Source organism: Micromonospora sp. NBRC 101691, assembly GCF_030269285.1.
GTDB classification, from domain to species: Bacteria; Actinomycetota; Actinomycetes; order Mycobacteriales; family Micromonosporaceae; genus Micromonospora; species Micromonospora echinospora.
In genome coordinates this window covers 93697-120486 of sequence record NZ_BSTB01000017.1, presented here as the reverse complement: position 1 = coordinate 120486, position 26790 = coordinate 93697, and the positions used below count along the sequence as shown (strand labels likewise).

17 protein-coding genes are annotated in these 26790 nt (G+C 72.5%); 13 read left to right on the top strand and 4 right to left on the bottom strand.

The genetic code is table 11. The annotated features are described in order from the left end of the window. Nucleotides 1-123 precede the first annotated feature (123 nt). Both QSK20_RS23690 and QSK20_RS23685 read left to right on the top strand, forming a co-directional pair. On the top strand, nucleotides 124-2991 hold the full coding sequence (locus QSK20_RS23690) for a discoidin domain-containing protein (RefSeq protein ID WP_285790808.1): 2868 nt from the start codon (nucleotides 124-126) through the stop codon (nucleotides 2989-2991). 91 nt (nucleotides 2992-3082) lie between these two features. Then, a complete protein-coding gene (locus tag QSK20_RS23685; RefSeq protein ID WP_285790807.1) occupies nucleotides 3083-7366 on the top strand; it encodes a galactose-binding domain-containing protein in 4284 nt (1427 codons plus the stop codon). A gap of 87 nt (nucleotides 7367-7453) precedes the next feature. Here QSK20_RS23685 and QSK20_RS23680 read toward each other — a convergent pair whose 3' ends face one another. Next, nucleotides 7454-8194 carry an ABC transporter permease gene (locus QSK20_RS23680; protein WP_285790806.1) on the bottom strand — a complete coding sequence of 247 codons (741 nt, stop codon included), beginning with the start codon at nucleotides 8192-8194 and terminating at the stop codon, nucleotides 7454-7456. A gap of 100 nt (nucleotides 8195-8294) precedes the next feature. On the opposite strand from QSK20_RS23680, the gene QSK20_RS23675 reads away from it, so the two are divergent. From QSK20_RS23675 to surE, 3 genes are all read left to right on the top strand, one after another. Beyond that, a complete protein-coding gene (locus tag QSK20_RS23675; protein ID WP_285790805.1) occupies nucleotides 8295-9587 on the top strand; it encodes an MFS transporter in 1293 nt (430 codons plus the stop codon). A 97-nt stretch (nucleotides 9588-9684) separates the two neighbouring features. Then, on the top strand, nucleotides 9685-10614 hold the full coding sequence (locus QSK20_RS23670; protein WP_285790804.1) for a 1-phosphofructokinase family hexose kinase: 930 nt from the start codon (nucleotides 9685-9687) through the stop codon (nucleotides 10612-10614). A gap of 12 nt (nucleotides 10615-10626) precedes the next feature. After that, nucleotides 10627-11505: a 5'/3'-nucleotidase SurE gene (gene surE / locus QSK20_RS23665; RefSeq protein ID WP_285790803.1), complete on the top strand. Its 879-nt coding sequence runs from the start codon at nucleotides 10627-10629 to the stop codon at nucleotides 11503-11505. On the opposite strand, the gene rpsD is transcribed toward surE, so the two are convergent. Beyond that, nucleotides 11493-12101: a 30S ribosomal protein S4 gene (rpsD, locus tag QSK20_RS23660; RefSeq protein WP_088985931.1), complete on the bottom strand. Its 609-nt coding sequence runs from the start codon at nucleotides 12099-12101 to the stop codon at nucleotides 11493-11495. The genes surE and rpsD overlap by 13 nt on opposite strands. Before the next feature lie 45 nt (nucleotides 12102-12146). Between rpsD and QSK20_RS23655 the strand changes: the two genes are divergently transcribed. Then, nucleotides 12147-12830 (top strand): DUF2470 domain-containing protein, encoded by a 684-nt coding sequence (locus tag QSK20_RS23655; protein WP_285790802.1) that lies wholly within the window; start codon nucleotides 12147-12149, stop codon nucleotides 12828-12830. A 37-nt stretch (nucleotides 12831-12867) separates the two neighbouring features. Here QSK20_RS23655 and QSK20_RS23650 read toward each other — a convergent pair whose 3' ends face one another. Beyond that, nucleotides 12868-14013 (bottom strand): glutathione-independent formaldehyde dehydrogenase, encoded by a 1146-nt coding sequence (locus tag QSK20_RS23650; protein ID WP_285790801.1) that lies wholly within the window; start codon nucleotides 14011-14013, stop codon nucleotides 12868-12870. 71 nt (nucleotides 14014-14084) lie between these two features. Further along, on the bottom strand, nucleotides 14085-15089 hold the full coding sequence (locus QSK20_RS23645; protein WP_377661241.1) for a LacI family DNA-binding transcriptional regulator: 1005 nt from the start codon (nucleotides 15087-15089) through the stop codon (nucleotides 14085-14087). A 209-nt stretch (nucleotides 15090-15298) separates the two neighbouring features. On the opposite strand from QSK20_RS23645, the gene QSK20_RS23640 reads away from it, so the two are divergent. From QSK20_RS23640 to QSK20_RS23610, 7 genes are all read left to right on the top strand, one after another. Beyond that, a complete protein-coding gene (locus QSK20_RS23640; RefSeq protein ID WP_285790800.1) occupies nucleotides 15299-17212 on the top strand; it encodes a glycoside hydrolase family 127 protein in 1914 nt (637 codons plus the stop codon). 60 nt (nucleotides 17213-17272) lie between these two features. After that, nucleotides 17273-18556: an ABC transporter substrate-binding protein gene (locus QSK20_RS23635; RefSeq protein ID WP_285790799.1), complete on the top strand. Its 1284-nt coding sequence runs from the start codon at nucleotides 17273-17275 to the stop codon at nucleotides 18554-18556. 67 nt (nucleotides 18557-18623) lie between these two features. Then, nucleotides 18624-19589 (top strand): carbohydrate ABC transporter permease, encoded by a 966-nt coding sequence (locus QSK20_RS23630; protein WP_285790798.1) that lies wholly within the window; start codon nucleotides 18624-18626, stop codon nucleotides 19587-19589. Between the two features lie 14 nt (nucleotides 19590-19603). Continuing rightward, nucleotides 19604-20413: a carbohydrate ABC transporter permease gene (locus tag QSK20_RS23625; RefSeq protein ID WP_285790797.1), complete on the top strand. Its 810-nt coding sequence runs from the start codon at nucleotides 19604-19606 to the stop codon at nucleotides 20411-20413. A gap of 81 nt (nucleotides 20414-20494) precedes the next feature. Continuing rightward, a complete protein-coding gene (locus QSK20_RS23620; RefSeq protein WP_285790796.1) occupies nucleotides 20495-21793 on the top strand; it encodes a cellulose-binding protein in 1299 nt (432 codons plus the stop codon). Nucleotides 21794-21912: 119 nt separating this feature from the next. Beyond that, nucleotides 21913-23376 carry a glycoside hydrolase family 43 protein gene (locus tag QSK20_RS23615; RefSeq protein WP_285790795.1) on the top strand — a complete coding sequence of 488 codons (1464 nt, stop codon included), beginning with the start codon at nucleotides 21913-21915 and terminating at the stop codon, nucleotides 23374-23376. A gap of 35 nt (nucleotides 23377-23411) precedes the next feature. Continuing rightward, nucleotides 23412-26702 carry a discoidin domain-containing protein gene (locus QSK20_RS23610; protein WP_285790794.1) on the top strand — a complete coding sequence of 1097 codons (3291 nt, stop codon included), beginning with the start codon at nucleotides 23412-23414 and terminating at the stop codon, nucleotides 26700-26702. The last annotated feature ends 88 nt before the right edge of the window (nucleotides 26703-26790 follow it).

Below are 26790 nucleotides of genomic sequence, written 5' to 3'. Positions count from 1 at the left end.
CGTCCGTCCCCGCCGCCGGCAGCACGCCGTCCCCCTGCGACCCCGGTCGCGGGGACCAGGAACGGAGGGAACACCGCCACGCCGCGCACGGGGGACCGGGCCACCTGACGAAAGGGATCGCTCATGGCCGACCACACCACCCCGCCCCACCGCCCACCACGACACCGTCGCCACGTCGGCCTGGCCGCGCTCGCCGCCACCGCCCTCGCCGCAGCCTCGATCACCGTCGTCGCGCTGACCTCCACCGCGACCCCGGCCCGGGCCGCCGGGCTCTCGCCGTTCGACATCCCCGGCCGGGGGGCGACCGTCCCGTTCGTCGAGCACGAGGCGGAGGAGGCCGCCCACACCGGCACCCGGATCGGTCCGGACCGGCGGTACGGCACGCTGCCCTCGGAGGCGTCCGGCCGGGAGGCCGTCACTCTCGACGCGGTCGGCGAGTACGTCGAGTTCACGCTCACCCAGCCGGCCGACGCGGTCACCTTCCGGTACAGCCTGCCGGACAACGCCGCCGGCACCGGCCGGGACGCCACCATCGACCTGCGGGCCAACGGCGCCCTGGTCAAGAGCGTGCCGGTCACCTCCCGGTACGGCTGGTACTACGGCGGATACCCGTTCAACAACAACCCGGGCGACACCAACCCGCACCACTTCTACGACGAGGCCCGCACCTTCCTCGGCGCCACCTACCCGGCCGGCACCAAGATCCGCCTCCAGGTCTCCTCGACCGCCCAGTCACCGACCTTCACCATCGACCTGGCCGACTTCGAGCGCGTCGGAGCAGCGATCGCCAAACCGTCCGGTGTGCTGGACGTGGTGACCGACTTCGGCGCCGACCCGACCGGGGCGACCGACTCCACCGCGAAGTTCCAGGCCGCGGTGGACGCCGGGAAGGCGCAGGGGCGGGCGGTCTGGATCCCCACCGGCACCTTCACGCTCTGGGACCACGTGGTGGTCGACGGGGTGACCCTGCGCGGCGCGGGGCCGTGGTACTCGGTGCTCGGCGGCCGGCACCCCACCGACCGCAAGCGCGCCGCCGGCATCTACGGCAAGTACGTCCCCGGCGGCGGCTACTCCGGCGAGATCCGGCCGCACGAGGCGAACGGGCCGAGCCGGAACGTGACCCTGCGGGACTTCGCCATCATCGGCGACATCCGCGAGCGGGTCGACGAGCACCAGGTCAACGCCATCGGCGGGGCGATGAGCAACTCGGTGGTGGACAACGTCTGGATGCAGCACACCAAGGTCGGGGCGTGGATGGACGGCCCGATGGACAACTTCACCATCCGCAACAGCCGCATCCTCGACCAGACCGCCGACGGGGTGAACTTCCACACCGGAGTCACCAACTCCACCGTCACCAACACGTTCGTCCGCAACACCGGCGACGACGCCCTGGCCATGTGGGCGCAGAACGTGCCGAACGTCAACAACTCCTTCACGTTCAACACCATCGGCGTGACCATCCTCGCCAACCACCTGGTCAGCTACGGCGGCCGGGACATCAAGATCACGGACAACGTGACCGCGGACTCGGTCACCAACGGCGGTGGCATCCACGTCGCCAACCGGTACCCCGGGGTGCAGGGGCCCACCGCCGTCCTGGGCACCTGGACGATCGCCCGGAACACCCTGATCCGTAACGGCAACTCCGACTACAACTGGCGCTTCGGGGTCGGCGCGATCTGGTTCTCCGCGCTCAACGAGCCGTTCCAGAACCCGACCGTCAACATCACCGACACCGACATCCTGGACAGCTCCTACGCCGCGCTGCACTGGATCGAGGGGGAGACCAACGGGATCAACCTGAACAACGTCCGCATCGACGGGGCGGGCACGTACGCCCTCCAGGTGCAGGCCGCCAGCCGGGTCTCGTTCACCAACGTACGGGCCACCCGGATCGCCCAGGCCAACCCGATGCACAACTGCGTGGGCAGCGGCTTCCAGATCACCCAGGGGACCGGCAACTCCGGCTGGTACACGGCCACCCCGTACTGCGGGCCGTGGCCGGAGCCGCAGTGGGGCAACGGCCCGACCAGCCCGCCCGGCCCGACGCCGACCACCCCGACGCCGAACCCGACCACCCCGCCGCCCACCGGCGGAAACCTGGCCCTCGGCCGACCGGCCACCGCGTCCAGCCAGAACCAGACCTACGCGGCCGGCAACGCGGTGGACGGCACCGCCGGCAGCTACTGGGAGAGCGCCAACAACGCCTTCCCGCAGACGCTGACCGTCGACCTCGGGGCCGTCCGCCGGGTGGACCGGGTGGTGCTCCGGCTGCCCGCCGGCTGGGAACGCCGTACCCAGACGGTCGCCGTGCTCGGCTCCACCGACGGGTCGGCGTACACCACGCTGGCCGGGGCGAGCGGGCGTGTCTTCGACCCGGCCGGCGGCAACACCGTGTCGATCCCGCTGCCCGCCGGGGACCGCCGGTTCGTCCGGCTCAGCGTCACCGGCAACACCGGCTGGCCCGCCGCCCAGGTCGCCGAGTTCGAGGTGTACGGCGACGGCACCACCACGCCGCCGCCCACCACGCCACCGCCCACCACGGCCCCGCCGACCACCCCGCCGCCGTCGGGGAACCTGGCCGTCGGCCGCCCGGTCACCGCCACCAGCCACGCCGACGTGTACGTGGCCGCGAACGCGGTGGACGGCAACCCGGGCACCTACTGGGAGAGCGCCAACAACGCCTTCCCGCAGTCGCTCACCGTCGACCTGGGCGCGACGCAGCAGGTGTCCCGGGTGGTGCTGCGGCTGCCCCCGTCGGCGGCCTGGCAGACCCGTACCCAGACGCTCGCCGTGCTGGGCTCCACCACCGGGTCGACGTACACGACGCTGAAGGCGTCGGCCGGGTACACCTTCGACCCGGCCACCGGCAACACCGTGACCGTCACCTTCCCCGCCACCGGCCAGCGGTACCTGCGGCTGACCGTCACCGGCAACACCGGCTGGCCGGCCGGCCAGCTCGCCGAGTTCGAGGTCCACCGCTCCTGACCCGGTCGGCCCCCGCCCACGGTGGGGGCCGACCGCGCACCCCCACCCCCGTCCACCTCTCCATCCCCCGGGAAGAAGGTGTCGCCTCACCATGTCCAGACTGCGTACCAGAGTCGTCGCGGCGCTCGCCGCGATCGGGCTGGTCCTCACCGGGCCGGCCCCGACCCCGGCCGCCGCGGCCGGCGGGCCCAACCTCGCCCTCGGCCGCACCGCCACGGCCAGCAGCACCAACGCCCCGTACGCCGCCGCGAACCTCACCGACGGCGACCCGAACAGCTACTGGGAGAGCAGCGGCGCGCTGCCGCAGTGGGCCCAGGTCGACCTGGGCAGCGTGCAGTCGGTCGACCAGGTGGTGCTGCGGCTGCCGGTGAGCTGGGAGACGCGTACCCAGACCCTCTCCGTGCAGGGCAGCACCGACGGCAGCGGCTTCGCCACCCTGGCCGGCGCGGCCGGACGCGTCTTCAGCCCGGCGGGCGGCAACACCGTCACCGTCAGCTTCCCGGCCACCCCCACCCGGTTCGTCCGCGTCGCGGTCACCGCCAACACCGGCTGGCCGGCGGCCCAACTGGGCGAACTGGCCGTGCACGGGGCGACGGCCTCGTCGACCAACCTGGCCGCCGGCCGGACGATGAGCGCCAGCAGCCACGCCGACGTCTACGGCGCGGGCAACGCCAACGACGGTAACCCGGGCAGCTACTGGGAGAGTGCGAACAACGCCTTCCCGCAGTGGCTCCGGGTCGACCTCGGCGCCACGGTCGGGGTCAACCGGCTGGTGCTCAAGCTGCCACCCGGCTGGGGCGCCCGGACCCAGACGGTGGCGGTGCAGGGCAGCACCACCGGGTCGACCTTCACCGACATCCTGGCCGCCGCCAACCACGCCTTCGACCCGGCCAGCGGCAACACGGTCACCCTGACCTTCCCGACCGCCAGCACCCGCCACCTGCGGCTGATGTTCACCGCGAACACCGCCTGGCCGGCCGGTCAACTCTCCGAACTGGAGGTGTACGGCCCCGCCACCGGGGACACCCAGGCGCCCAGCGCGCCCGGCAACCTCGCCTACACCCAGCCGGCCCCGGACCAGATCCGGCTGACCTGGACCGCGTCCACCGACAACGTCGGGGTCGTCGGCTACGACGTCTACGCCAACGGGGTGCTGCGCACCAGCGTCAGCGGCTCCACCCTGACCTGGACCGACACCCAGCCGGCCAGCGCGACCGTCGCCTACCACGTCCGGGCCCGGGACGCCGCCGGCAACGCGTCCGCCAACAGCAACACCGTCACCCGGACCGGCAGCACCGGCGACACCACCGCGCCGACCGCCCCGGGCAGCCTGGCGTACACCCAGCCCGCCGCCGGGCAGATCCGGTTGACCTGGACCGCGTCCACCGACAACGTCGGGGTCGCCGGCTACGACGTCTACGCCAACAACGCGCTGCGGGGCAGTGTCGGCGGATCCACCCTGACGTACACCGACAGCCAGCCGGACAGCGCCACGGTCTCCTACTACGTCCGGGCCCGGGACGCGGCCGGCAACGTCTCGGCGAACAGCAACACGGTCACCCGGACCGGCAGCACGCCCGGCGGCAGCAACCTGGCCGTCGGCAAGCCGATCACCGCCTCCTCGACCGTGCACGTCTTCCAGGCCACCAACGCCAACGACAACGACGTGGCCACCTACTGGGAGGGTGCGCCGGGGGCGTACCCGAGCACGCTGACCGTCGCGCTCGGCGCGAACGCCAGCATCAGCGCGGTCGTGGTCAAGCTCAACCCCGACCCGGCCTGGGGACCCCGCACCCAGACCTTCCAGGTGCTCGGCCGGGAGCAGTCCGCCTCGTCGTTCGGCAACCTGGTCGGCTCGGCCACCTACTCGTTCAGCCCGAGCAGCAGCAACACGGTGACCATCCCGGTCACCGCCACCGCCGCCGACGTGCGGTTGCAGTTCACCGCGAACTCCGGCTCGTCCAACGGGCAGGTCGCCGAGTTCCAGGTGCTCGGCACCCCGGCGCCGAACCCGGACCTGACCGTCACCGCGCTGACCGCCAGCCCGTCCGCCCCGGTGGAAACCGACCCGGTCACCCTGTCGGCGACCGTGCGCAACGCCGGTCCGGCCGCCGCCGGAGCCTCCCGGGTCGCCTTCAAGCTGGGCGACACGACGGTCGGCACCGCCGCCGTCGGCACCCTCGCCGCCGGGGCGCAGACCACGGTCACCGCCAACATCGGGGTCCGCAACGCGGGCAGTTACCAGGTCACCGCGGTCGCCGACGACGCGAACGCGGTCATCGAGCAGAACGAGTCCAACAACAGCCGGACCGCCGCGCTGACCGTCTCCCCGGTGGCCAGCTCCGACCTGGTGGCCGGCGCGGTCACCTGGTCGCCCGGCACCCCCACCGCCGGCCAGTCGGTGGGCTTCTCGGTGTCCATCCGCAACCAGGGCAGCGTCGCCTCGGCCGGCGGGGCGCACGGCATCACCCTCACCCTGCTCAACGACACCGGGGGAGTGGTCCGCACCCTCACCGGCTCGTACAGCGGCACCCTCGCGGCCGGCGCGACCAGCCCGGCGGTGAGCCTGGGTAGCTGGACGGCGGCCAACGGCCGGTACACGGTGCGGGTGGCCCTCGCCGCCGACGCCAACGAGCTGCCGGTCAAGCGGGAGAACAACACGAGTGAGCGGGCGCTGTTCGTCGGGCGGGGCGCGAACCTGCCGTACGACATGTACGAGGCCGAGGACGGCCGGACCGGCGGCGGCGCTCAGCTGGTCGGGCCGAACCGGACCATCGGCGACCTGGCCGGCGAGGCGTCCGGCCGGCGGGCGGTCACCCTGAACAGCACCGGCGCCTACGTCGAGTGGACCACCCGGGCGGCCACCAACACCCTGGTCACCCGCTTCTCCATCCCGGACGCCCCGAACGGCGGCGGCATCGACGCGACGCTGAACGTCTACGTCAACGGGACGCTGCACAAGCCGATCAACCTGACCTCGAAGCACATCTGGCTCTACGGCGCCGAGGCCAGCCCGAGCGACTCGCCGAGCGCCGGCCCGCCCCGGCACCTCTACGACGAGGCGAACGTGATGCTCAACGGCACCATCCCGGCGGGCAGCACGATCCGGCTCCAGAAGGACCCGGCGAACACCACCACGTACGCCATCGACTTCGTCAACACCGAACTGGTGGCGCCCCGGGCCAACCCGGACCCGGCCCGGTACCGGGTGCCCACCGGGTTCAGCCACTCGGACGTGCAGAACGCCCTGGACGCGGTGCGGATGGACACCACCGGCACCCTGGTCGGCGTCTACCTGCCCGCCGGCACGTACACCACCGACCAGAAGCTCCAGGTGTACGGCAAGGCCGTCCAGGTGGTCGGCGCGGGGATGTGGTACACCCGCTTCCAGACCCCGACCAACCAGCAGAACACCGACGCGGGCTTCCGGGTCGAGTCGTCGGCCAGCGGCTCCACCTTCGCCCACCTGGCGTTCTTCGGCAACTACACGGTCCGGCAGGACGGGCCGGGCAAGGTGTGGGGTGAGCTGAAGGACGTCGACAACCTCACCCTGGACAACGTCTGGGTCGAGCACACCGTCTGCGCGTACTGGGGGGTGAGCGTCAGCGGCCTGAGCATCACCAACAGCCGGTTCCGCAACACCTTCGCCGATGCCGTGAACATGACAAACGGCAGCACGAACAACCGGGTCGCCAACTCGGAGGGCCGGTCCAACGGTGACGACGCGTTCGCGTTGTTCTCCGCCACCGACCAGGGGGCCGCCACCGGCAACCACGGCAACGTGTTCGAGAACCTGTCGGCGACGCTGACCTGGCGGGCCGCCGGGGTCGCCGTGTACGGCGGCTACGACAACGTGTTCCGCAACCTCTACATCGCGGACATGCTGACGTACTCCGGGATCACCATCAGCTCGCTGGACTTCGGCTACCCGTTCGTCGGGTTCGGGGCCAGCCCGCCGACCCGGTTCGAGAACATCTCGTTGATCCGGGCCGGCGGCCACTTCTGGGGGCAGCAGACCTTCCCGGCGATCTGGGTCTTCTCCGCCTCGAAGGAGTTCCGGGGCATCCGGGTGTCCGACGTCGACATCGTCGATCCGACGTACTCGGGGATCATGTTCCAGACCAAGTACCGCGCCCCGGGCCAGCCGGAGTTCCCGGTCACCGACACGGTCTTCACCAACGTGTCGATCTCCGGGGCCCGGAAGAGCGGTGACGCCTTCGACGCCAAGTCCGGGTTCGGCATCTGGGTCAACGAGATGCCCGAGCCGGGGCAGGGCCCGGCGGTCGGTTCGGCGACCTTCGTCAACCTGCGGCTGACCGACAACCACCAGGACATCCGGAACACCACCTCCACCTTCACCATCAACCGGAGCTGACCGCCGGCCCGACACCGCCCCCGCAGGCCACGGCCTTTGGGGGCGGTGTCCGTCCGAAGGCCGGCAAGCGGCGCGCTCCGGGCCGGGTCACGCCGGCCGGAGCCGGCCGTGGGCGACCAGCTCGACGGTGACGACCACGGCGACCGCCTCCACCGCCAGCAGGCCGATCAGGACGAAGAGTTGCGTGACACCGGCGGTGAGCGGGTCGGCGCCGCCGAGCAGCACACCGACGAACGCCCCCGGCAGCGTCACCAGCCCCACCGTGCGGGTCTGGTCCAGCGCCGGGACCAGCGCCTGCCCGGCGGCGGGGCGGCACACCAGCAGCACCGCGTCCCGAGGGAGCAGGCCCAGCGCGAGCCCGGCCTCCACCTCGCCCCGGCGGGTGGTGAGTTCGTCGAGGGCCCGGCGACCCGCCAGCGAGGTGGCGGTCATCGCCCCGCCGATCAGGATGCCGGCCACCGGGACGACCGCGATGCCGCGTGGCGGGAGCAGGCCGGTCGCCAGCAACGCCGCCACGACCGGCAGGCTCCCGGCCCCGATCGGCACGGCGGCCCACCATGTCCGTCCGCCGGTGATCCGCCGGCCGGAGGTCGCCGCCGCCACCGCCCACATGAGCAGGACGAATCCGGCCGTCGCCGCGGCCGACCCGACGATGACGACGATGAGCAGGGACACCGCCGCCAGTTGGAGCGTGGCGCGGACGGCGGCCACCACGATCTGCCGACCGTGGCCGAGCCGGCCGAGCGTCACCACCGCCGCCGCGACGGCGGTCAGCGCCACCAGGGCGACCGCCAGCCCCGGCCCGGTCACCAGCATCGTCGACGTCATGGCAACCGTTCCTACCCCGTGCCGGACCCCCGACGCGGATTCCCGCGTCGGCCAAGTTAGGTTACCCTCGCCTAACTGTGGCGGACGGCCGGGAGGACCAGTGGAACAACCAGGGGAGCGGACCGGTTCGGGCCGGCTGGGCACGCTCACGGCGCTCTACGTCACCCAGTACCTGGGCATCGGGTTCATCACCATCGGCCTGACCGCGATCCTCCGCGACGGCGGCACCTCGCTGGAGACCCTGGCGCTGTTGAACATCGTCGGTCTGATCTGGCCGGTCAAGTTCCTCTGGGCCCCGATCCTGGACCGGTACGGCTCCCGCCGCCACGGCCACTACCGGTCCTGGCTGCTCGTGCTCCAGGGCGGCCTGGTGCTGACCCTGCTGGCGCTGCTGCCGTTCACCCGTCCCGCCGAACGGCTCGGCGCGGTCGTCGCGATCTGCGCGGCGTACGTGCTGCTCTCCGCCACCCAGGACGTCGCAGCCGACGCGGTCGCCGTCCGGCTGCTCTCCACGCGCGCCCGGGGCACCGGCAACGGGATCCAGGTCGCCGCGAGCTACCTCGGCAACCTGCTCGGCGGCGGGGCCTGCGTCATCGTCTACGACCGCTTCGGCTGGGTTCCGGCGATCCTGCTGCTGGCCGTGCTGACCGCCGTCGGCCTGGTGGTGGTGTGGCGGTTCCGCGAGCCGCCCCGCACCGACCGGGTGGCCCGCACCGGCCAGGCGTACCGGGCGCTGCTGTCGACGTTCGGCCAGCCCGGTTGCCGGTGGTGGACCTTCGTCGTGGTGCCGCTGGTCTACGTGGGCGCCGGCGCGGCGTACGCGCTGGTCACGCCGGCGCTGGTCGACGCGGGCTGGACCCTGGAGCGGGTCGGTCTGGTCACCGGAGTGGTGATCAGCGTGCCGGCGATCCTGGCCGGTCTGCTGGCCGGAGCCGGGATCGGCCGGTTCGGCCGCAGCGGTGTGCTCGTCGTCGGCGGCGTGGCGCTCGCCGTCTCCACCGTCCTGCTGCTGCCGCTGCTCAACGGGCACGCTCCGCTCGTCGGCACGGTCGCTGCGCTGGGCTGCTTCATGGCCGCGTACACCATCCTCAACGTGGTGCTCTACACGGTGAACATGGACTACTCCCGGCCGGACACCGGTGGCACCGACTTCACCGTGCTGTCGTCGTTCGGGTTGATCTGCTCGTTCGTCGCCGCCTCGATCGGCCTGGCCGGCGCGGACCGCGTCGGCTACCCGGCGGTCGCGGTCGCCTCCGTGGTGCTGGTCGCCGCCGGGGTCGTCGCCGGGATGCGGCACCAGCGGCGGTTCCACGGCCGGATCCGGCCGGACACCGGTCCCGACGACGTCCCGGCCGTGGCGGTCCCGCAGAAGGGCCGGACCGTCGTGGCGTGAGCCCGTCCACCCCGTCGGTCGGCGCGTTCCGCCGCGACACGCCGGGCGGGGTGGGCGGCGACGCGTCAGCCCGGAAGGGCGGGGGTATAGGGGCCGCATGGACGATCGTGTGATGGTGTTCGCGCCGGCGCCGCTGTTGACCGTGACCATCGAACAGCAGGCCGACGCGGTCGAGCTGCACCTGCACCCCGGCGGGCAGGGAGTCTGGCAGGCGCGGATGATCGCCTCCCTGGGCGTCCCGGTCACCCTCTGCGTGGCGCTCGGCGGGGAGGTCGGCGACGCGTTGCACAAGCTGCTCACCGAGGAGGACGTGACGGTCCGGTCGGTGTTCCGGCAGTCCGGCAGCGGCTGGTACGTCCACGACCGGCGGGACGGCTCGCGGGCGGAGATCGCCGAGTTCGCCGGTGCGCCGATGGTCCGTCACGACATCGACGAGCTGTACACCGTCGCCCTCACCGAGGGGCTGCGCGCCCCGGTCAGCGTGCTCAGCGGGCCGGCCGACCCGTCGGTCGTCGACCCGGACATCTACCGGCGGCTCGCCGCCGACCTCAGCGCCAACGACGCGGTGGTGGTCGCCGACCTGTCCGGGGACTACCTGAAGGCCGTCGTCGAGGGCGGCGTGGCCCTGCTCAAGGTCAGCCACGAGGAGTTGCTGGACGACGGCCTGGCCGAGGACGACAGCGTGGAGTCGCTGCTGGCCGCCGGGCGTCGTCTCCAGGAGCAGGGGGCGACGTCGGTGCTGATCAGCCGGGCCGGTGAGCCCAGCCTGGGGCTGCTCGACGGCCACGGCGCGGTGGAGGTGCACGTCCCCCGGCTGGAACTGGCCGACCACCGGGGCGCCGGTGACTCGATGACCGCCGGCGTCGCGGCGGTGCTCGCCCGGGGCGGGGACCTCGAGGAGGCGGTGCGGACCGGCGCCGCCGCCGGGGCGCTCAACGTCACCCGGCACGGGCTCGGCACCGGCCGGGCCGAGGCGGTCCGCGAACTCGTCGGCCGGGTGCGTCTCGCGCCGCTGGACGACAGGTAGGGGAGGGCGGCGGTGGAGGATCGTCGGGTACGGGTCCTGGTGACCAACGACGACGGCATCCGTGCGCCGGGGCTGCGCCGGCTCGCCCGGGCGGCGTACGACCGGGGCCTGGACGTGGTGGTGGCGGCCCCGAGCGAGGAGGCGAGCGGGATGAGCGCCGCCCTGTCGGCGGTGACCGACGACGGGCGGGTGGTCCTCACCGGGGCCGGACTGGACGGCCTGGACGGCGTCCCGGCGTACGCTGTCGCCGCCTCGCCGGCCTACATCGCCGTGCTGGCCGGGCTGGGTGCGTTCGGTCCGCCGCCGGACGTGGTGCTCTCCGGCATCAACCGGGGCGCCAACGCCGGCCATGCGCTCCTGCACTCCGGCACGGTCGGCGCGGCGCTCACCGCCGCCAACCAGGGCGCCCGGGCCATGGCGGTCTCCCTCGACGTGCTCTCCCCGGCCGTGGCGAGCGCCGGCACCGGCGGCGCCGCGATCGCCGTGCTGGACACGGTCGACGACGAGGCCCGCAACTGGGCCACGGCGGCGGAGCTGGCCGGCTGGCTGTTGCCCTGGCTGGTCGGGGCCGATCCGGGTACGGTGCTCAACCTGAACGTGCCGGACGTCCCGGTGGCGGAGGTCGCCGGGCTGCGGCAGGCCACCCTCGCCCCGTTCGGGCAGGTCCAGATGACGATCGTCGAGAGTGGTCGGGACCACGTCCGGACGGCCGTCGAGGAGAACGGCGCCGAGCCGGTTCCCGGCTCCGACCTCGCCTGGCTGGCGGAGGGCTACGCCGCCGTGACGGCCGTCCGGCCGCCGGGGCACGCCTCCGACGTGACGGTGCCGACCGGCTGGCCCGCGCCGGGCGGTGCGGGCCAGCCGGGACCGATGCGCGGTCAGCGGGAGTAGTGCTCGACCACGAGTTGCTCGTCGCAGATCACCGGCACCTCGGCGCGGGCGGGCAGGCGGGTCAGCCGCGCGGTCAGCCCGGACAGGTCGACGTCGAGGTACGGCGCCGGCCGCTGCGGGGCGTGCGCGCCCGAGGCGGCGACGACGAACGGGGTCTTGGCGCGGCTGTTCTCCGCGACGGCGAACCGGTCGCCGGGGCGCAGCCGGGCCGACGGCCGGTCCACCCGGCGGCCGTTGACGGTGACGTGCCGATGGGTGACGGTCTGCCGGGCCTGGTAGATGGTGCGGGCGAAGCCGGCCCGCAGGACGAGCGCGTCGAGCCGGGTCTCCAGGTCGACCACCAGTTCCTCGCCGGTCTTGCCCGGCCGGCGCAGGGCGCGGTCGAACGCCCGGCGCAGTTGGCCCTCGGCGACGTCGTACTGCGCCTTGAGACGCTGCTTCTCCCGGAGCCGGACCTTGTAGTCGGAGTCCTTGGTCCGGGCCCGGCCGTGGTCGCCGGGCGGGAACGGACGACGCTCGAAGTACCGGACGCACTTGGGGGTCAGGGGAATGCCGAGACGCCGGGACCGTTTGATCTTGGGACGGGACTGGTTCATCGTCACCTCTCATGTAAGGTAAGGCTAACCTAACTTGGAGGCGACGTGGCGGGCAAGACGGTGGTGGCCGACCGGGCCGCCGAACGGCTGCGCACCCTGCTGGTCGGCACGGAGTCGCTGACCCTGCGGACCCCCGACCACCGCGCCGACCTGACCGGCCGGCACACCGTCGACCGGGACGGCCGGCTCCGCTTGGCGCTGCCCGCCGACAGCCGCATCGCCCGGCACCTCCTCGCCGCCGGCGAGGTCGCCGCACAGGTCGAGGTCACCGGCCTCGCCCCGGTCCCGATGCGCGACCGGGTCCGGTCCCGGGCGACGCTGGCCGGCTGGTTGACCGTGGCGGACCCGGGCGGCACCGACGTGGTCGCCCGCCTCGACCTGGTCACCGCCGAGCTGGTCGACGCCGACGGGGACGCTCCGGTCGACCCGGAGGACCTCGCCGCCGCCCGGCCCGATCCACTCGCCGCCGCCGAGGCGGACCTGCTGCGGCGGCTGGGCGACCAGCGTCAGCAGACCCTGTCGGCCCTGGCCCGGCTGGTTCCGGCGGCCCTGCGGCGGGAGGCCCGACGCATCCACCCGCTCCGGCTGGACCGGTGCGGGCTCGTCCTCCGGCTGGAGTCCGCGACCGGCCACCGCGACGTCCGGTTGCCGTTCAGCAGGTCGCTACGGGGCCCGGACCAGGTGCCCGCGGAGATCGCCCGGCTGCTGGACCGCTGCGGCTCCCGCTGACCGGCGGCCGTCGCGCCGGCCGCCGGTCACCCGGTGCTCAGGAACCGGTGGGGTGCAGGAGCACCTTGGTCCAGCCCGCCTCGCGCCGGTCGAACCGGTCGTACCCGTCGGCGGCCTCGTCCAACGGCAGTTCGTGGGAGACCAGGAAGGACGGGTTCGCCCGACCGTTGATGATCAGGTCGCGGAGCTGGCGGTTGTACCGCATGACCGGGCACTGGCCGGTGCCCATGTGCTGGCCCTTGCTGAAGAACGTGCCGTACTGCCAGCCGATGCGTCCCTCCCGGCCGCGCTTGTCGGGGCTGTGCGGGTCCTGCGGCACGTACACCCCGACCACGCCGATGCCCCCGGTGGAACGGACGCAGTTGACCAGGTTGTCCAGCACCAGTTCCGGGTGTTCCTCGCCGGAGGGGTCGTGGGCCTGGTAGCCGACGGCCTCGACCCCGCAGTCCGCGCCCGCGCCGTCGGTGGCGTCCATGATCTGGGCCACCGGGTCACCCTCGGCGAAGTTCACCGGGCGGGCGCCGATCTTCTCGGCCAGGGCGAGCCGGTCGGCTTCCTTGTCGACCACGAACACCCGGGCGGCTCCCCGGATCAGCGCGCTGTGGGCGGCCATCAACCCGATCGGACCGGCGCCGAAGACCGCCACCGTGTCGCCGGGACGCTGTCCGGCGAGTTCGGTGCCGTGCCAGCCGGTGGGGAAGATGTCCGACAGCATGGTGAAGTCGTTCTCGTGTTCCGTGCCGGGTGGCAGGTGCAGCAGGTTGACGTCGGCGTACGGCACCCGCAGGTAGTCGGCCTGACCCCCGTGGTACGGGCCCATGTTCGCGTAGCCGTAGGCCGCGCCGTCGATCCCCTCGATCGGGTTGGTGCGCAGGCAGAAGCTGGTCCAGCCGTGCAGGCAGTTGCGGCAGGTGCCGCAGGCGATGTTGAACGGCACGGAGACCCGGTCGCCGACCCGGACCCGGTCGACGGCGGGGCCGACCTCCTGCACCACGCCCATGTTCTCGTGCCCGAGGATCGTGCCCTCCGCCACCGACGTGCGGCCCTCGTACATGTGCAGGTCCGAACCGCAGATGTTGGTGGTGGTGATCCGGACGATCGCGTCGGTGGGCGCCTCGATCCTCGGGTCCGGCACCTCCTCGACGCGGACGGTGCGGGGACCCCGGTAGACCACGGCCTTCATCGACGTCATCTCCCTCCGACGGCTCGGGCCGGCCTTCCCGTCGTCGGGCGCGGCAAACGTCCCGCCGCTGGTCAGCCCCGGACCGGGAGAGGGCCGGTGGACTCGCGGACCACCAGTCGGCACGGTTGCCGGATCACTCCCGGGGCGAGCCGCCCGTCGAGGGCGGCGAACAGGTGTGTCACCGCCGTGGCCCCGAGTTGTTCGAGGTTGAGGTCGACGGTGGTCAGCGGGGGGTGGCAGTCGGCGGCGAACACCTCCCAGTTGTCGTAGCCGACGATCGCGACGTCGTCGGGGACGGACCGGCCGAGGGCGAGGACGGAGTGGGTGACCCCGGCGGCGATCTGGTCGCTGCCGCAGAAGATCGCGTCCACCTCGGGATGGGTGGTGAGCAGCGTCCGGGCGGCGTGCCGGCCCCAGCGCTGGGTCCACTCGCCGTACCACGGCCGGCCGCCGGCCAGCGGGAGCCCGTGCTCGGCCAGCACCGCGCACAGCCCGGTGAACCGGTCCCGGGCGGCCCGGTAGCTCTCCGGCCCGGTGATGTGCGCGATCCGGCGGCGGCGCAGCGCGACCAGGTGCTCGGCGGCGAGTCGTGCCCCACCCTCGTCGTCGGCGAGCACCGACAGGTCGCCGGGGTCGCTCGACTCGCCGTACACGTAGACCACCGGGACCGGGATGTCCCGGGTGAGGGACGGGCGGACGTCGTTGCTGTCCCCGAGGATGATGAACCCGTCGACCTGGCGGGCCAGCAGCGCGCGGATGTAGTGCCGACGCCGGATCGCGTCGCCCCGGGCGTCGCAGAGCAGCACCGACATCTGCTCGTTGCCGAGGGCGTTCTCCGCGCCGAGCAGGATCGGGATGGAGAACCGGCCGCCGAGTTCGTCGGTGAGCAGCCCGATGGTGCGGGTACGGCCCGAGATCAGACCACGGGCCAGCACGTTCGGCTGGAACGCCAGTTCGTCGGCGGCCTGGAGCACCCGTTGCCGGGTGGCCGGCGCGACCTCGGCGCGGGCGTTGAGCGCCTTGGAGGCGGTGGCGACCGACACGCCGGCGAGTCGGGCCACGTCGCTGAGGGTCACCGATCGGGATCGCTGTCTGCCCACCGAAATCCTTTCGACTGCGTTTCGACCAGCCTGGTCAGAGGAGAGTAGTGCCCGGACTCGGGGGAGCGCCAGCAGTCGATATTGAGATCCAGATAGGTCTATGTCTTGTCGAAAAGCTTTTCGTAGTCCATCGTAGCCTCAACACCCCCGGTGACCCCGGTCACTCACGAGCTGGCGGAGGGGCAATGACGAAGGCTTCGCCCGGTACCGATCCCACCGGTGGCCGTCCCGTGGTGCCGTCGCGCGGTGCGCTGCGGCCCCTCGGTCTCGGCGAGGTGCGGGTCGTGGACGGCTTCTGGGCCACCCGGCAGCGGGTCAACGGTGCCGCGACCCTCGACCACGGACGGTCCTGGATGGACAAGCTCGGCTGGACCGGCAACTTCACCGCCGCGCGGGCCGGTGCCGGCGAGGTCGACCGGCGGGGCCGGGAGTTCGCCGACTCGGAGGTCTACAAGCTCGTCGAGGCGATGTCCTGGGAGGTGGGGCGCACCGGCTCGACCGACCGGGACCGGGAGGTCGCCGAACTGACCGAGCTGATCGCCCTGGCCCAGGCCCCCGACGGCTACCTGGGCACCGCCTTCGGCGGTCCGGGCCAGCGGCCCCGCCACAGCGACCTCGCCTCCGGGCACGAGCTGTACTGCGCCGGCCACCTGCTCCAGGCCGCCGTCGCGCGGACCCGGACCGGAGGCGCGGGGCCGCTGCTCGACGTCGCCCGCCGCGCCGCCGAGCACGTCTGCGACACCTTCGGTCCGGACGGGACGTGGGGCATCTGCGGCCACCCGAACATCGAGCCGGCCCTGGTCGAGCTGGCCCGGCTCACCGGCGAGCAGCGCTACCTCGACCAGGCCGGGCTGTTCGTGCGGCGGCGCGGGCACCAGACCCTGCCCCAGCACCACTTCGGCTGGTCGTACTACAGCGACGACGTCCCGGTCCGGGACGCCACCGTGTTGCGCGGACACGCGGTCCGTGCCCTCTACCTGGCCTGCGGGGCGGTGGACGTGGCGGTCGAGACCGGTGACGGGGAGCTGCTCGCGGCGGTTGCCGCCCAGTTCGACCGGACGCTGGCCCGGCGTACCCACCTCACCGGCGGGATGGGGTCGCGGCACATGGACGAGGCGTTCGGCGAGGACTTCGTCCTCCCGCCCGACCGGTCCTACTCCGAGACCTGCGCCGGGGTCGCCGCGATCATGCTCGCCTGGCGGCTGTTGCTGGCCACCGGCGTCAGCCGGTACGCCGACGTCATCGAACGCATCCTCTACAACGTGGTCGCTACCGCGGTCAGCGACGACGGGCGGGCCTTCTTCTACGCCAACACCCTGCACCAGCGCGTCCGGACGGTGGACGTGCCGACCGACGAGCAGCAACTCGGCTTCGGTGGAGGCCCGCGTGCCCCCTGGTTCGAGGTCTCCTGCTGCCTGCCCAACGTCGCCCGGCTGCTCGCCAGCCTCTCGACGTACCTGGTCACCGCCGACGACGAGGGACTGCGGATCCACCAGTACGCCGACGCCGACGTCGACACCCGGCTGCCCGACGGCCGGCGGGTGGCCCTGCGGATGCGGACCGGCTACCCCGACGACGGCGTGGTGACCGTGCGGGTGACCGCGACCGACGGCGGCGGTTTCCCGCTCACCCTGCGGGTGCCGGAGTGGGCCACCGGGGCGGTGCTGGTCACCCCGACCGGCCGCCGACCGGCCCGGCCCGGCCCGGTCACGGTGCGGCACGCCTTCGCCGTCGGCGACGAGGTCCGGCTGGAACTGCCGCTGCGTCCCCGGTTCACCCATCCCGACCCCCGCGTCGACGCGGTGCGCGGCTGCGTCGCCGTCGAGCGGGGACCGGTGGTGTACTGCGCCGAGGCGCTCGCCGACGAGGATCTCGACACGCTGCGCGTCGATCCGGGCAGCCTCCCGGTCGACGTCGACGTCGACGGCGCGGTCCTGGTCCGGGCCCGGTTCACCGCCCTGGGGGAGCGGGCCTGGCCGTACGGGCCGACGCCCCGGCGTGCCCCCGCGGCGCCCCTGACCGGTCTGCGACTGCTGCCGTACCACCGGTGGGCCCGGCGTGGTCCGGCGACCATGCGGGTCTGGTTGCCGGTGACCTGAACCGGCCCGGCCGCCCCCGGGCGTGTTCGTCTACCCCGCTTCCGGCGGAAGGAGAGACCGATGGGACCACGAGGTCTTCGAGTTGTCGCCGTGCTCACGGCGGCGATCGTGGCGACGGCCGTGGCGGCCTGCGGCGGCGACGACCCACCGTCGGCCACCGGCCCGTCCGGGGTCGACGACGGCGCCACGTTGACGCTCTGGACCAGGGCGGCCACCGAGTCGGTCTCCCGGGCTTACGCCGAGGCGTACAACGCCACGCACCGGAACAAGGTCCGGGTGACCGCGTACCCCAACGAGGAGTACCCGGCGAAGCTGGCCTCGGCGGCCGGTGCCCGGGCGCTGCCCGACCTGTTCGCCGCCGACGTGGTGTTCGCCGCGCAGTACGCCGCGCAGGGGCTCTGGACCGACCTCACCGACCGGTTCGCCGGCCTCGACGTGCGGGACCGGGTGGCCCCGGCGCACGTGCGCGCCGGCACCTGGAAGGACCGCAACTACGCGGTCCCGCACACCATCGACATGTCGGTGATGCTCTACAACAAGGACCTCTACCGGCGGGCCGGACTCGATCCGGAGCGACCGCCGACCTCGCTGCGGGAGTTCGCCGACCACGCGCGGGCCATCGACCGGCTCGGTGGCGACGTGCACGGCACCTACTTCGGCGGCAACTGCGGCGGCTGTGTGGAGTTCACGTTCTGGCCGTCGGTCTGGGCGGCCGGCGGCGAGGTCCTGGACGCCGAGGGGCGTACGGCCCGGATCGACTCCCCGGAGATGGCCGACGTGTTCGCGCTCTACCGCTCCCTCTACGAGGAGGGCGTCGCCGCGCCGGCCTCCCGGGACGAGGCCGGACCGACCTGGCTCGGCGCGCTCCAGGCCGGCCGGGTCGGCATCGCCCCCGGTCCCTCGGTCTGGCTCGGCATGATCGAGTCGAAGGGCGTGTCGATGGGCGTCGCGCCGATCCCCGGCCTGACCGGCGGGGCGTCCACCTTCGTCGGCGGGGACGCGATCGGCATCGGCGCCACCAGCGAAAAGGCCGCCCAGGCCTGGGACTTCCTGGCCTGGACCATGTCGGACGAGGCGCAGGTCGAGGTGGTGGCGAAGAACAAGGGCGTACCCACCCGCACCGACCTGGCGGCGAACCGGTACTCCGCGACCGACCCGCGACTCACCCTGGTCAACGGCCTGGTGGCCAGAGGCCGGACGCCGTACGCGGAGAACTTCAACGCCTCGTTCAACGACCCGCAGAGCCCCTGGCTGCGCACCGTCCGCGGCGCGTTGTTCGGGGACGCCCCCCGCGCGCTCGCCGAGGGCAACACGGCCATCACCAGGTCACTCCAGCAGGGCTGACCCGCCACGCGGTCCCGGCCGTCGGCGTCGGCGTCGCGGGTCCGCCCTCCCCGGACCGGAGGAACAGATGCCCACCACGGTGCTGCCACCGTCGACCGGCGCCGACCGGCGTGCGGCCGCCACGGCCCGCCCCGGGGGCCGGTCGCGCCGTGGCTGGTCGCGCTCGCGGCGGCAGGCCCTGACCGGCCTCGCCTACGCCACGCCGACGGCACTCGTGGTCGGCATGTTCTTCCTCGTCCCGCTGGTCCTGGTCGGCTGGATGTCGCTGCACCGGTGGCCGCTGCTCGGCACGCCGACCCGCAACGCCCCGGACAACTACACCGCCGTCGCCGACGACGAGCTGGTCCGGTCGGCGGCCTGGTTCACCCTCCGGTACACGCTGATCATGACGGTGCTGCTCTTCGCGGTCGCGCTCGGGTTGGCGCTGCTGCTGCAACAGCGCCGACGTGGGGTGGGCTTCCTCCGTGCCGCGGTGGTCCTGCCGATGGCGGTCGGTTTCGCCAGCGCCTCCCTGCTCTTCCTGGGCCTGCTCAGCGACGAGATCGGCCCGGTCACCGACCTGCTGCGGTGGCTCGGGCTGGTCGAGGGGCACGTCTCCCTCACCAGCGGCAGCGCCGGCTCGGCGCTCGGCTCGACGGTGCTGCTGGTGCTGTGGCGGTTCGCGGGCTTCAACATGCTGATCCTGCTGACCGGGTTGCAGGCGATCCCGCTGGAGGTCTACGAGGCGGCCCGGCTCGACGGCGCGTCCCGCTGGCAGACGTTCCGGCGGATCACGTTGCCGCTGCTGCGGCCGTCCGTCGCGCTGGTGCTCACCCTGATGGTGACCGGCTCGCTGCTCGCCTTCGACCAGTTCTGGATCCTCACCCGGGGTGGGCCGGACAACAGCACCACCTCGCTGGTGATGGTGATCTACCGCGAGGCGTTCGTCCGCCTCGACCTCGGTTCGGCGGCCGGCATCTCGGTGGTGCTGCTCGCCGTGCTCCTCGTCGTCAACGTCGTCCAACTCGGCGCGCTGCGCCGACGTTCCCAATGAAGGGGCGCAGGGTCATGACCGGTTCTCCGACGGCCACCCGGTGGGGCTTCCCCGTCACCGGCGCGGCGCTGGCGATCCTGTTCCTGTTCCCGCTGCTGTGGAGCGGGTGGGCGTCGGTGCGTACCGGCACCGGGTTCGGTCTGGAGAACTACGACCGGTTGTTCACCTCCGAGAACGGCATCCGCCCGTACCACCTGGTCAACAGCGTGACGGTCAGCGCGTTGACGGTCGGCGGCACGCTGCTGGTCGCGACGCTGGGCGGCTACGCGTTCGGGCGTTTCCGGTTCCCCGGTCGGGACCTGCTCTTCCTGCTCACCCTGGCGATCCTGATGGTGCCGTACGCGACCATCCTGATCGCGCTCTACGTGCTGCTCGGCTGGATCGGCCTGGAGGACTCGCTGGTCGGGCTGAGCCTGGTGCTGATCATGTTCCAGCTGCCGTTCTCCGTCTTCATGATGCGCAACTCGTTCGAGGCGGTACCCCGGGAGCTGGAGGAGTCCGCCCAGGTCGACGGGGCGGGCAGTGTGGGCGTGCTGCTCCGGGTCCTGCTCCCGGCGGTCCGTCCGGGGCTGGTCACGGTCGCGCTGTTCGCGTTCCTCACCTCGTGGAGCGAGTTCTTCGCGCCGTTGATCCTGCTCAACTCCACCGACCGGTTCACCGCCACGCTGGCGGTGGTCAACATGCGTACGGCGAGCCACGGGTCGATCGACTACGCCGCGCTGGAGGCCGGCGTGGTCTTCATGGCCGTGCCGTGCCTGCTCCTCTTCGCGTTCCTCCAGCGCAGCTACGTCCGGGGGTTCGCCTCCGGTGCGGTGAAGGGCTGATCCCGGACCACCCGCGATGGGCCGCGGGACCTGGGCGGGTCCGGGACAAATAAATCGACAAACTTCGATCAAGGGGATCAGATGAGACAGTTCTGGAGACGGATCGTCGCGCCCGTGGCGGCCGGGCTGATGGCCGCCGGCCTCGGCCTCGTCGCCGTCGGGACGACCGGGGACGTCGCCCAGGCGGCGCCCGGGGACAACCTGGCCTGGACGGCGACGCCGAGCGCGTCGTACACCTCGCCGTGGGAGAGCGTCGCGGCGATCCGGGACGGCATCGACCCGGCCTCGTCCAACGACACGGCCAACCCGCGCTGGGGGACCTGGCCCAACCAGGGCCAGCAGTGGGCGCAGCTCACCTGGACCGCGAACCAGACGATCCGCGCGGTCGAGGTCTACTTCTTCGACGACAACGGCGGGGTGCGGCTGCCCGCCGCCTGGCGGGTGCAGTCCTGGAACGGCAGCTCCTACCAGGACGTGGCGGGCGCCTCCGGGTATCCGGTCGCGGCGAACCGCTACAACCTGGTGACCTTCACCGCGGTCAGCACCGCCCGGCTGCGGGTGGTGCTCGACAGCGGCGCGGGCTCGGTCGGGCTGCTGGAGGTCAAGGCGCACACCAACCCGCCCGGTGGCAACCCGCCCACCGGCTGGAACCCGCCGGGCAACCTGGTCACCCCGCTGAACGAGGTCTGGGCCCACCAGGAGGCGACCTATCCCAACCTGTACGGCTTCCGCAACTACGGCTGGGACCAGGTCTTCGCCAACCGGGGCAGCCTGAACTTCTGCGTCCGCTGGGACTCCCCGGCCAGCGTCTCCGCCGCGCTGCGCGACCAGATCCACGCCACCCTGGCCCGCCAGTACAAGAAGTGGATGGACGTGATGGTCGGCCACAACAACTGGCCGTACGCGAACGTGCCGATCAAGGTGGTCGGCTGGGCGGTGCGCGACCGGGCCCAGTTGCAGTGGTCGGACACCTCGGTCGACATCTACGTCGGTGACATCCGGGAGAACGCCCCGCAGTGCGCCGAGGGGTGCGGCCGGTTCTTCAACCAGAACGGCCAGTACCCGAACTGCCCCGGCGGCGCGGCCCGCCACTACGACCAGTCGCTCTGGCTGACCGCCGGCATGGGCGGCGGCGCGGGCGGTGACTGGGGCCAGCGGATGGGCAGCGAGTACTACGTCAACAACCTCAACGCCGAGAACATGACCATCCTGCTGCACGAGATCGGCCACACCTTCGGCCTCGACGACTTCTACGACTGGACCCCGAGCGGTGTGGGCGGGTTCCTGATGAAGGCCGGCTCCGCCGGCGCCATCACCGAGTTCGACGCGTGGATGTTCCGCGACTGGTGGCGGCACCTGAAGAGCCGCTACGGGCTCTGAACCACCGGCCCGCCGGGCACCCGCCCGGCGGGCCGGTCCCGTACCGCACCGCCCGGATTCCCGTACCGCACCCCCTCCCGGTTCCGCCCACCGCACCCCTCCCGAGAGAGGTGACGCGCATGTCCCGTCCCCCCGAGCCCCGACGCGCCGTCGCGTGGGCCGGCGCGGCCACCGCCGCCGTCACGGCCGTCGCGTTCGGCGCGGTCGCGCCCGCCGCGCCCGCCCACGCCGCCAACCCGATCGTCACCCACGTCTACACCGCCGACCCGGCCCCGCTGGTCGTCGGGAACACGATGTACGTCTACGCCGGCCGCGACGAGGCCCCGACCGGCACCAACAACTTCGTCATGCGCGAGTGGCGGGTGCTCTCCTCCACCGACGCCGCGACCTGGACCGACCACGGGGCGCGGGCCAACGTCGGCACGTTTCCCTGGGCCGGCGCGGACGCCTGGGCCAGCGAGGTCGAGCCCCGCAACGGCCGGTACTACTGGTACACCTCGGTCAACGGGCGCGGCCCCGGCTGGATGGACATCGGCGTGGCGGTCGGCGACAGCCCGCTCGGCCCGTTCACCGACGCCAAGGGCGGCCCGCTGGTCAGTGACAGCACCCCGAACTCCTCCGGCCTGAACATCGACCCGACCGTGTTCACCGACGACGACGGCCAGGCGTACCTCTACTGGGGCGGCTACTGGGGGGTCCGGGCCGCGAAGCTCACGTCGAACATGATCGAGCTGGACGGGCCGGTGGTCACCCCGCAGGGGCTGACGAACTTCTGGGAGGCCCCCTGGATGTTCAAGCGCAACGGGCTCTACTACCTGATGTACGCCGCCAACGACACGAACGGCTGCGTCACCGACTCGGCCTACGCCTGCCAGCGCTACGCCACCGCGACCAGCCCGCTCGGCCCGTGGACCCACCGGGGCGTGGTGCTCGACCGGGTCTCCTCGACCACCAACCACGCCGGGGTGGTCCAGTTCAACGGCCAGTGGTACATCGTCTACCACAACGCGAACGCCCCCGGCGGCGGCAACTTCCGCCGTTCGGTCGCGGTGGACCTGCTGCACTTCAACGCGGACGGCACCATGCGCAAGGTGGTGCAGACCACCACCGGCCCGCCGCCCAACCCCGGCGGCCCCGGTGGACCACCGGCCGGCACCAACCTGGCCCCCTCGGCGACCGCCACCACCTCGTACGTCTCCCCCTGGGAGAGCGTCGCCGCGCTCCACAACGGCGGCGTGCCGGCCAACTCGGCCGACCGCAGCAACCTGGCGTACGGCAACTGGCCGCAGCAGGGCACCCAGTGGGTCGAGTACACCTGGCCGTCGGCCCGCCAGGTCAACCGGATCGCCACCTACTGGTTCGACGACGACCAGGGCATCGACCTGCCCGCCTCCTGCCAGGTCCAGTACTGGAACGGCAGCGGCTACGTGCCGGTGCCCGGCCAGTCGTCCTGCCCGGTCGCCGGGAACACCTACAACGTCACCACCTTCGGCACCGTCAGCACCACCCGACTGCGGCTGGCCGTCACCTCCCGGTCCGGCTTCTCCACCGGCCTGCTGGAGTGGCTCGCCTACCAGCCCTGACCGTCCCCCTCCACCCCGTCCCTGGAGGTGTCCCCGTGTTCCGTACCCGCACCCGAGGTCGGGCGCCGACCGCATGGGCGCTGGCCGCCGTGCTCACCGTCGGCGCGCTGGCCGTCCCCACCGCCCCCGCCCGCGCGGCCCAGACCATCGGCTACCCCACCTTCTCCGGCCCGTCGGTGCCCGCGCCACCGGTCGGCTACAGCACCGGCAACATGATGAAGGCCATCTACGACGCCGAGGCCGGCGGCACCGACTTCTGGATGGACCGGCTGCTCGCCCGCCCCGGCAACGACCCGGCCGGCACCTGGCTGATGACCCGGGGTCGCGGGTTCTACATGAACACCCACAACCCGGCCGTGCTCGGCTTCGGCGGCAACGCCGCCTACTGGGACAACATCAGCAGCCAGAACGCCTACGCCGTGGCGGTGACCCCGGGCACCTTCACCGAACAGGTCGGCAGCCGGTGGCAGTCGCCGAGCCACTGGAAGGGCGTCTACACCAGCGGCGGGGTCCGGGTGGACCTGACGAAGTTCGTCACCCACCAGAACGTCGCGGTCACCAACCTGACCGTCACCAACACCGGCGGCACCGCCACCACGCTCCAGCTCCGGGCCACCTCGCCGTACGCGACAAGCGGCACCGGTAGCGAGCTGACCGGCAGCCGGCAGGTGAAGAACAACCTCACCACGATCCATCCCCGGCTGGCCGGGGACGGCTTCACGGTCAGCGGCGGCGGGCTCAACCGTTCGGTGACCCTCGACCCCGGGCAGAGCGTCACCACCAAGGTGGTGATGGGCTTCGTCACCACCGAGATCCCCGAGTCGCTGACCGAGTACCAGACGTACCGGAACCACACCCCGGCGACCGCCTTCGCCACCCACGTCCGCGACTACAACCGCTGGTGGGCGGAGAACGTCCCGTACGTCGACGTGCCCGACCCGGCGATCAAGAAGAACGTCTACTACCGCTGGTGGTTGATGCGCTACAACTACCTCGACGTGGACATCCCGGGGCAGGACTTCCAGTTCCCGGTCTCCATCGAGGGCGTCACCGGCTACAACAACGCCATCGCGCTGACCCAGCCGATGCACATCGACGACCTGAAGTACCTGCGCAACCCGGTCTACTCGTACGGGCCGTGGCTGTCGGTGGGGCAGACCTCCCGGGGCGGCCGGTTCATGGACAACCCCGGCGACCCGGAGAACTGGTCGAACTCGTACACCCAGTACATCGCCGAGGCGGCCTGGCGCAGCTACCAGATCCACGGTGGACAGCCGGCCATCGCCGGCCACCTGGCCCGCTACGCCGAGGGCGACGTCAAGGGGCAGCTCGCCACCTACGACACCAACGGCAACGGCGTCATCGAGTACGACTGGGGCGCGATGACCGGCAACGACGCCGACGCGGTGTCGTTCCACTGGCGCGACGGCAACCTCGACCGGGCCGAGACCGCGTACGTCTACAGCGGGGCGGTCGCCGCGCAGCAGGCGTACGCGCTGGTCGGGAACACCGCCAAGGCGGCCGAGATGCAGGCGCTCGCCGACCGGATCCGCTCCGGCGTGCTCACCACGCTGTGGAACCCGGCCCGGCAACTGCTGGAGCACAAGCACGTGGCGACCAACACCCACGTGCCCTGGAAGGAGATCAACAACTACTACCCGTACGCGGTGGGGCTGATGCCGAACACCGAGCAGTACCGGCAGGCGCTGCGGCTCTTCGACGACCCGGCCGAGTACCCGGTCTTCCCGTTCTTCACCGCCAACCAGCGGGACAAGGCCGCCGCCGCGGCGGCCGGCAAACCGGGCAGCAACAACTTCTCCACCATCAACTCCACCGTGCAGTTCCGGCTCTACTCCTCGGTGCTGCGCAACTACCCCAACCAGTGGATGACCGCCGAGCACTACCGGAAGCTGCTCTACTGGAACGCCTGGGCGCAGTACGTCGGCGGGAACACCCAGTGGCCGGACGCCAACGAGTTCTGGGCCGACTGGAACGCCACCACGAGGACCATCACCTACCGGTCCTGGATCCACCACAACATCCTCGGCAGCAGCAACTGGACGGTGATCGAGGACGTGGCCGGGCTGCGCCCGCGCACCGACGCGCGGGTGGAACTCGACCCCATCGACATCGGCTGGTCGCACCTCGCGGTGAACAACCTGCGGTACCGCAACATGGACCTGAGCATCGTCTGGGACGACCCGGCCGACGGCGTCTCCCGCTACCCGGGCGTGCCCCAGGGCTACTCGATCTACCTCGACGGGGTCCGGGCGGTGACCGTCGACCGGCTGACCCGGGTGGTCTACGACCCGGCCACCGGCACGGTCGAGCTGCCCGAGGGCGGCACCGCCACCCACCGCACGACGGTCCCCGGCCTGCGTGCGCCGCAGGCGGTCACCCACACCGCCGACCGGATGGTGGACATCTTCGCCAAGGCGGGTGCCGACCTGACCGCCACCCTGCCCAACCTGGCCCGGGGCGCGGCCAGCTCCGCGTCGTACACCGCGTCGGGCACGTCGACGGCGGCGGCGGTGGACGGCTTCCCGATCAACGAGCCGATCTGGGGCAGCCACGGATCACCGAACGCCACCGACTGGTACGAGGTGAACCTCGGGCAGAGCCGCACGGTGGACGACGTGTGGCTCTACTTCCGCAACGACCGGGCCACCAACCGGTACCGTCCGCCCAGCTCGTACACGGTGCAGTACCTCGACGGCGGCACCTGGGTCACCGCGCCGGGCCAGGTGCGGACCCCCGGCACGGTCCGGTCCAACTACAACCGGGTCCGCTTCACCCCGGTGACCACGTCGCGGCTGCGGGTGCAGTTCACCCACGCCGCCGGCTTCCGCACGGGGCTGACCGAGGTGCAGGTCTACCAGCGGGGCGGCGGTGGCGTCCCGGAACCGAACCTGGCCCGGACGGCGACCGCGTCGGCGTCGTACACCTCGCCCTGGGAGAGCGTGACCGCGATCAACGACGGCGTCGACCCGCCGTCGTCGAACGACACCGGCAACCCCCGGTGGGGAACGTGGCCCGAGGTGGGCCAGCAGTGGGCCGAACTGACGTGGGCGTCCGCGCAGACGGTCCGGTCGGCCCGGGTCTACTTCTTCGACGACGGTGGCGGCGTGCGGCTGCCGGCGTCCTGGAAGGTGCAGTACTGGACCGGCGCCGCCTGGGCCGACGTGACCGCTCCCGGCGGGCACCCGGTCGCGGCCGACCGGTACAACGACGTCGCGTTCACCCCGGTCACCACGACCCGGCTGCGTGTCCTGCTCGTCAGCGGGGCGGCCTCCGTCGGCCTGCTGGAGGCGCAGGTCTTCGGCTGACCGCTCGGAATACGCCGGGGAGGCCCTGCGGGGGTGGGGGCGACCCGGCCGGGGGAGGCCCGGAGCGGACCGCCGCTCCGGGCCGCCC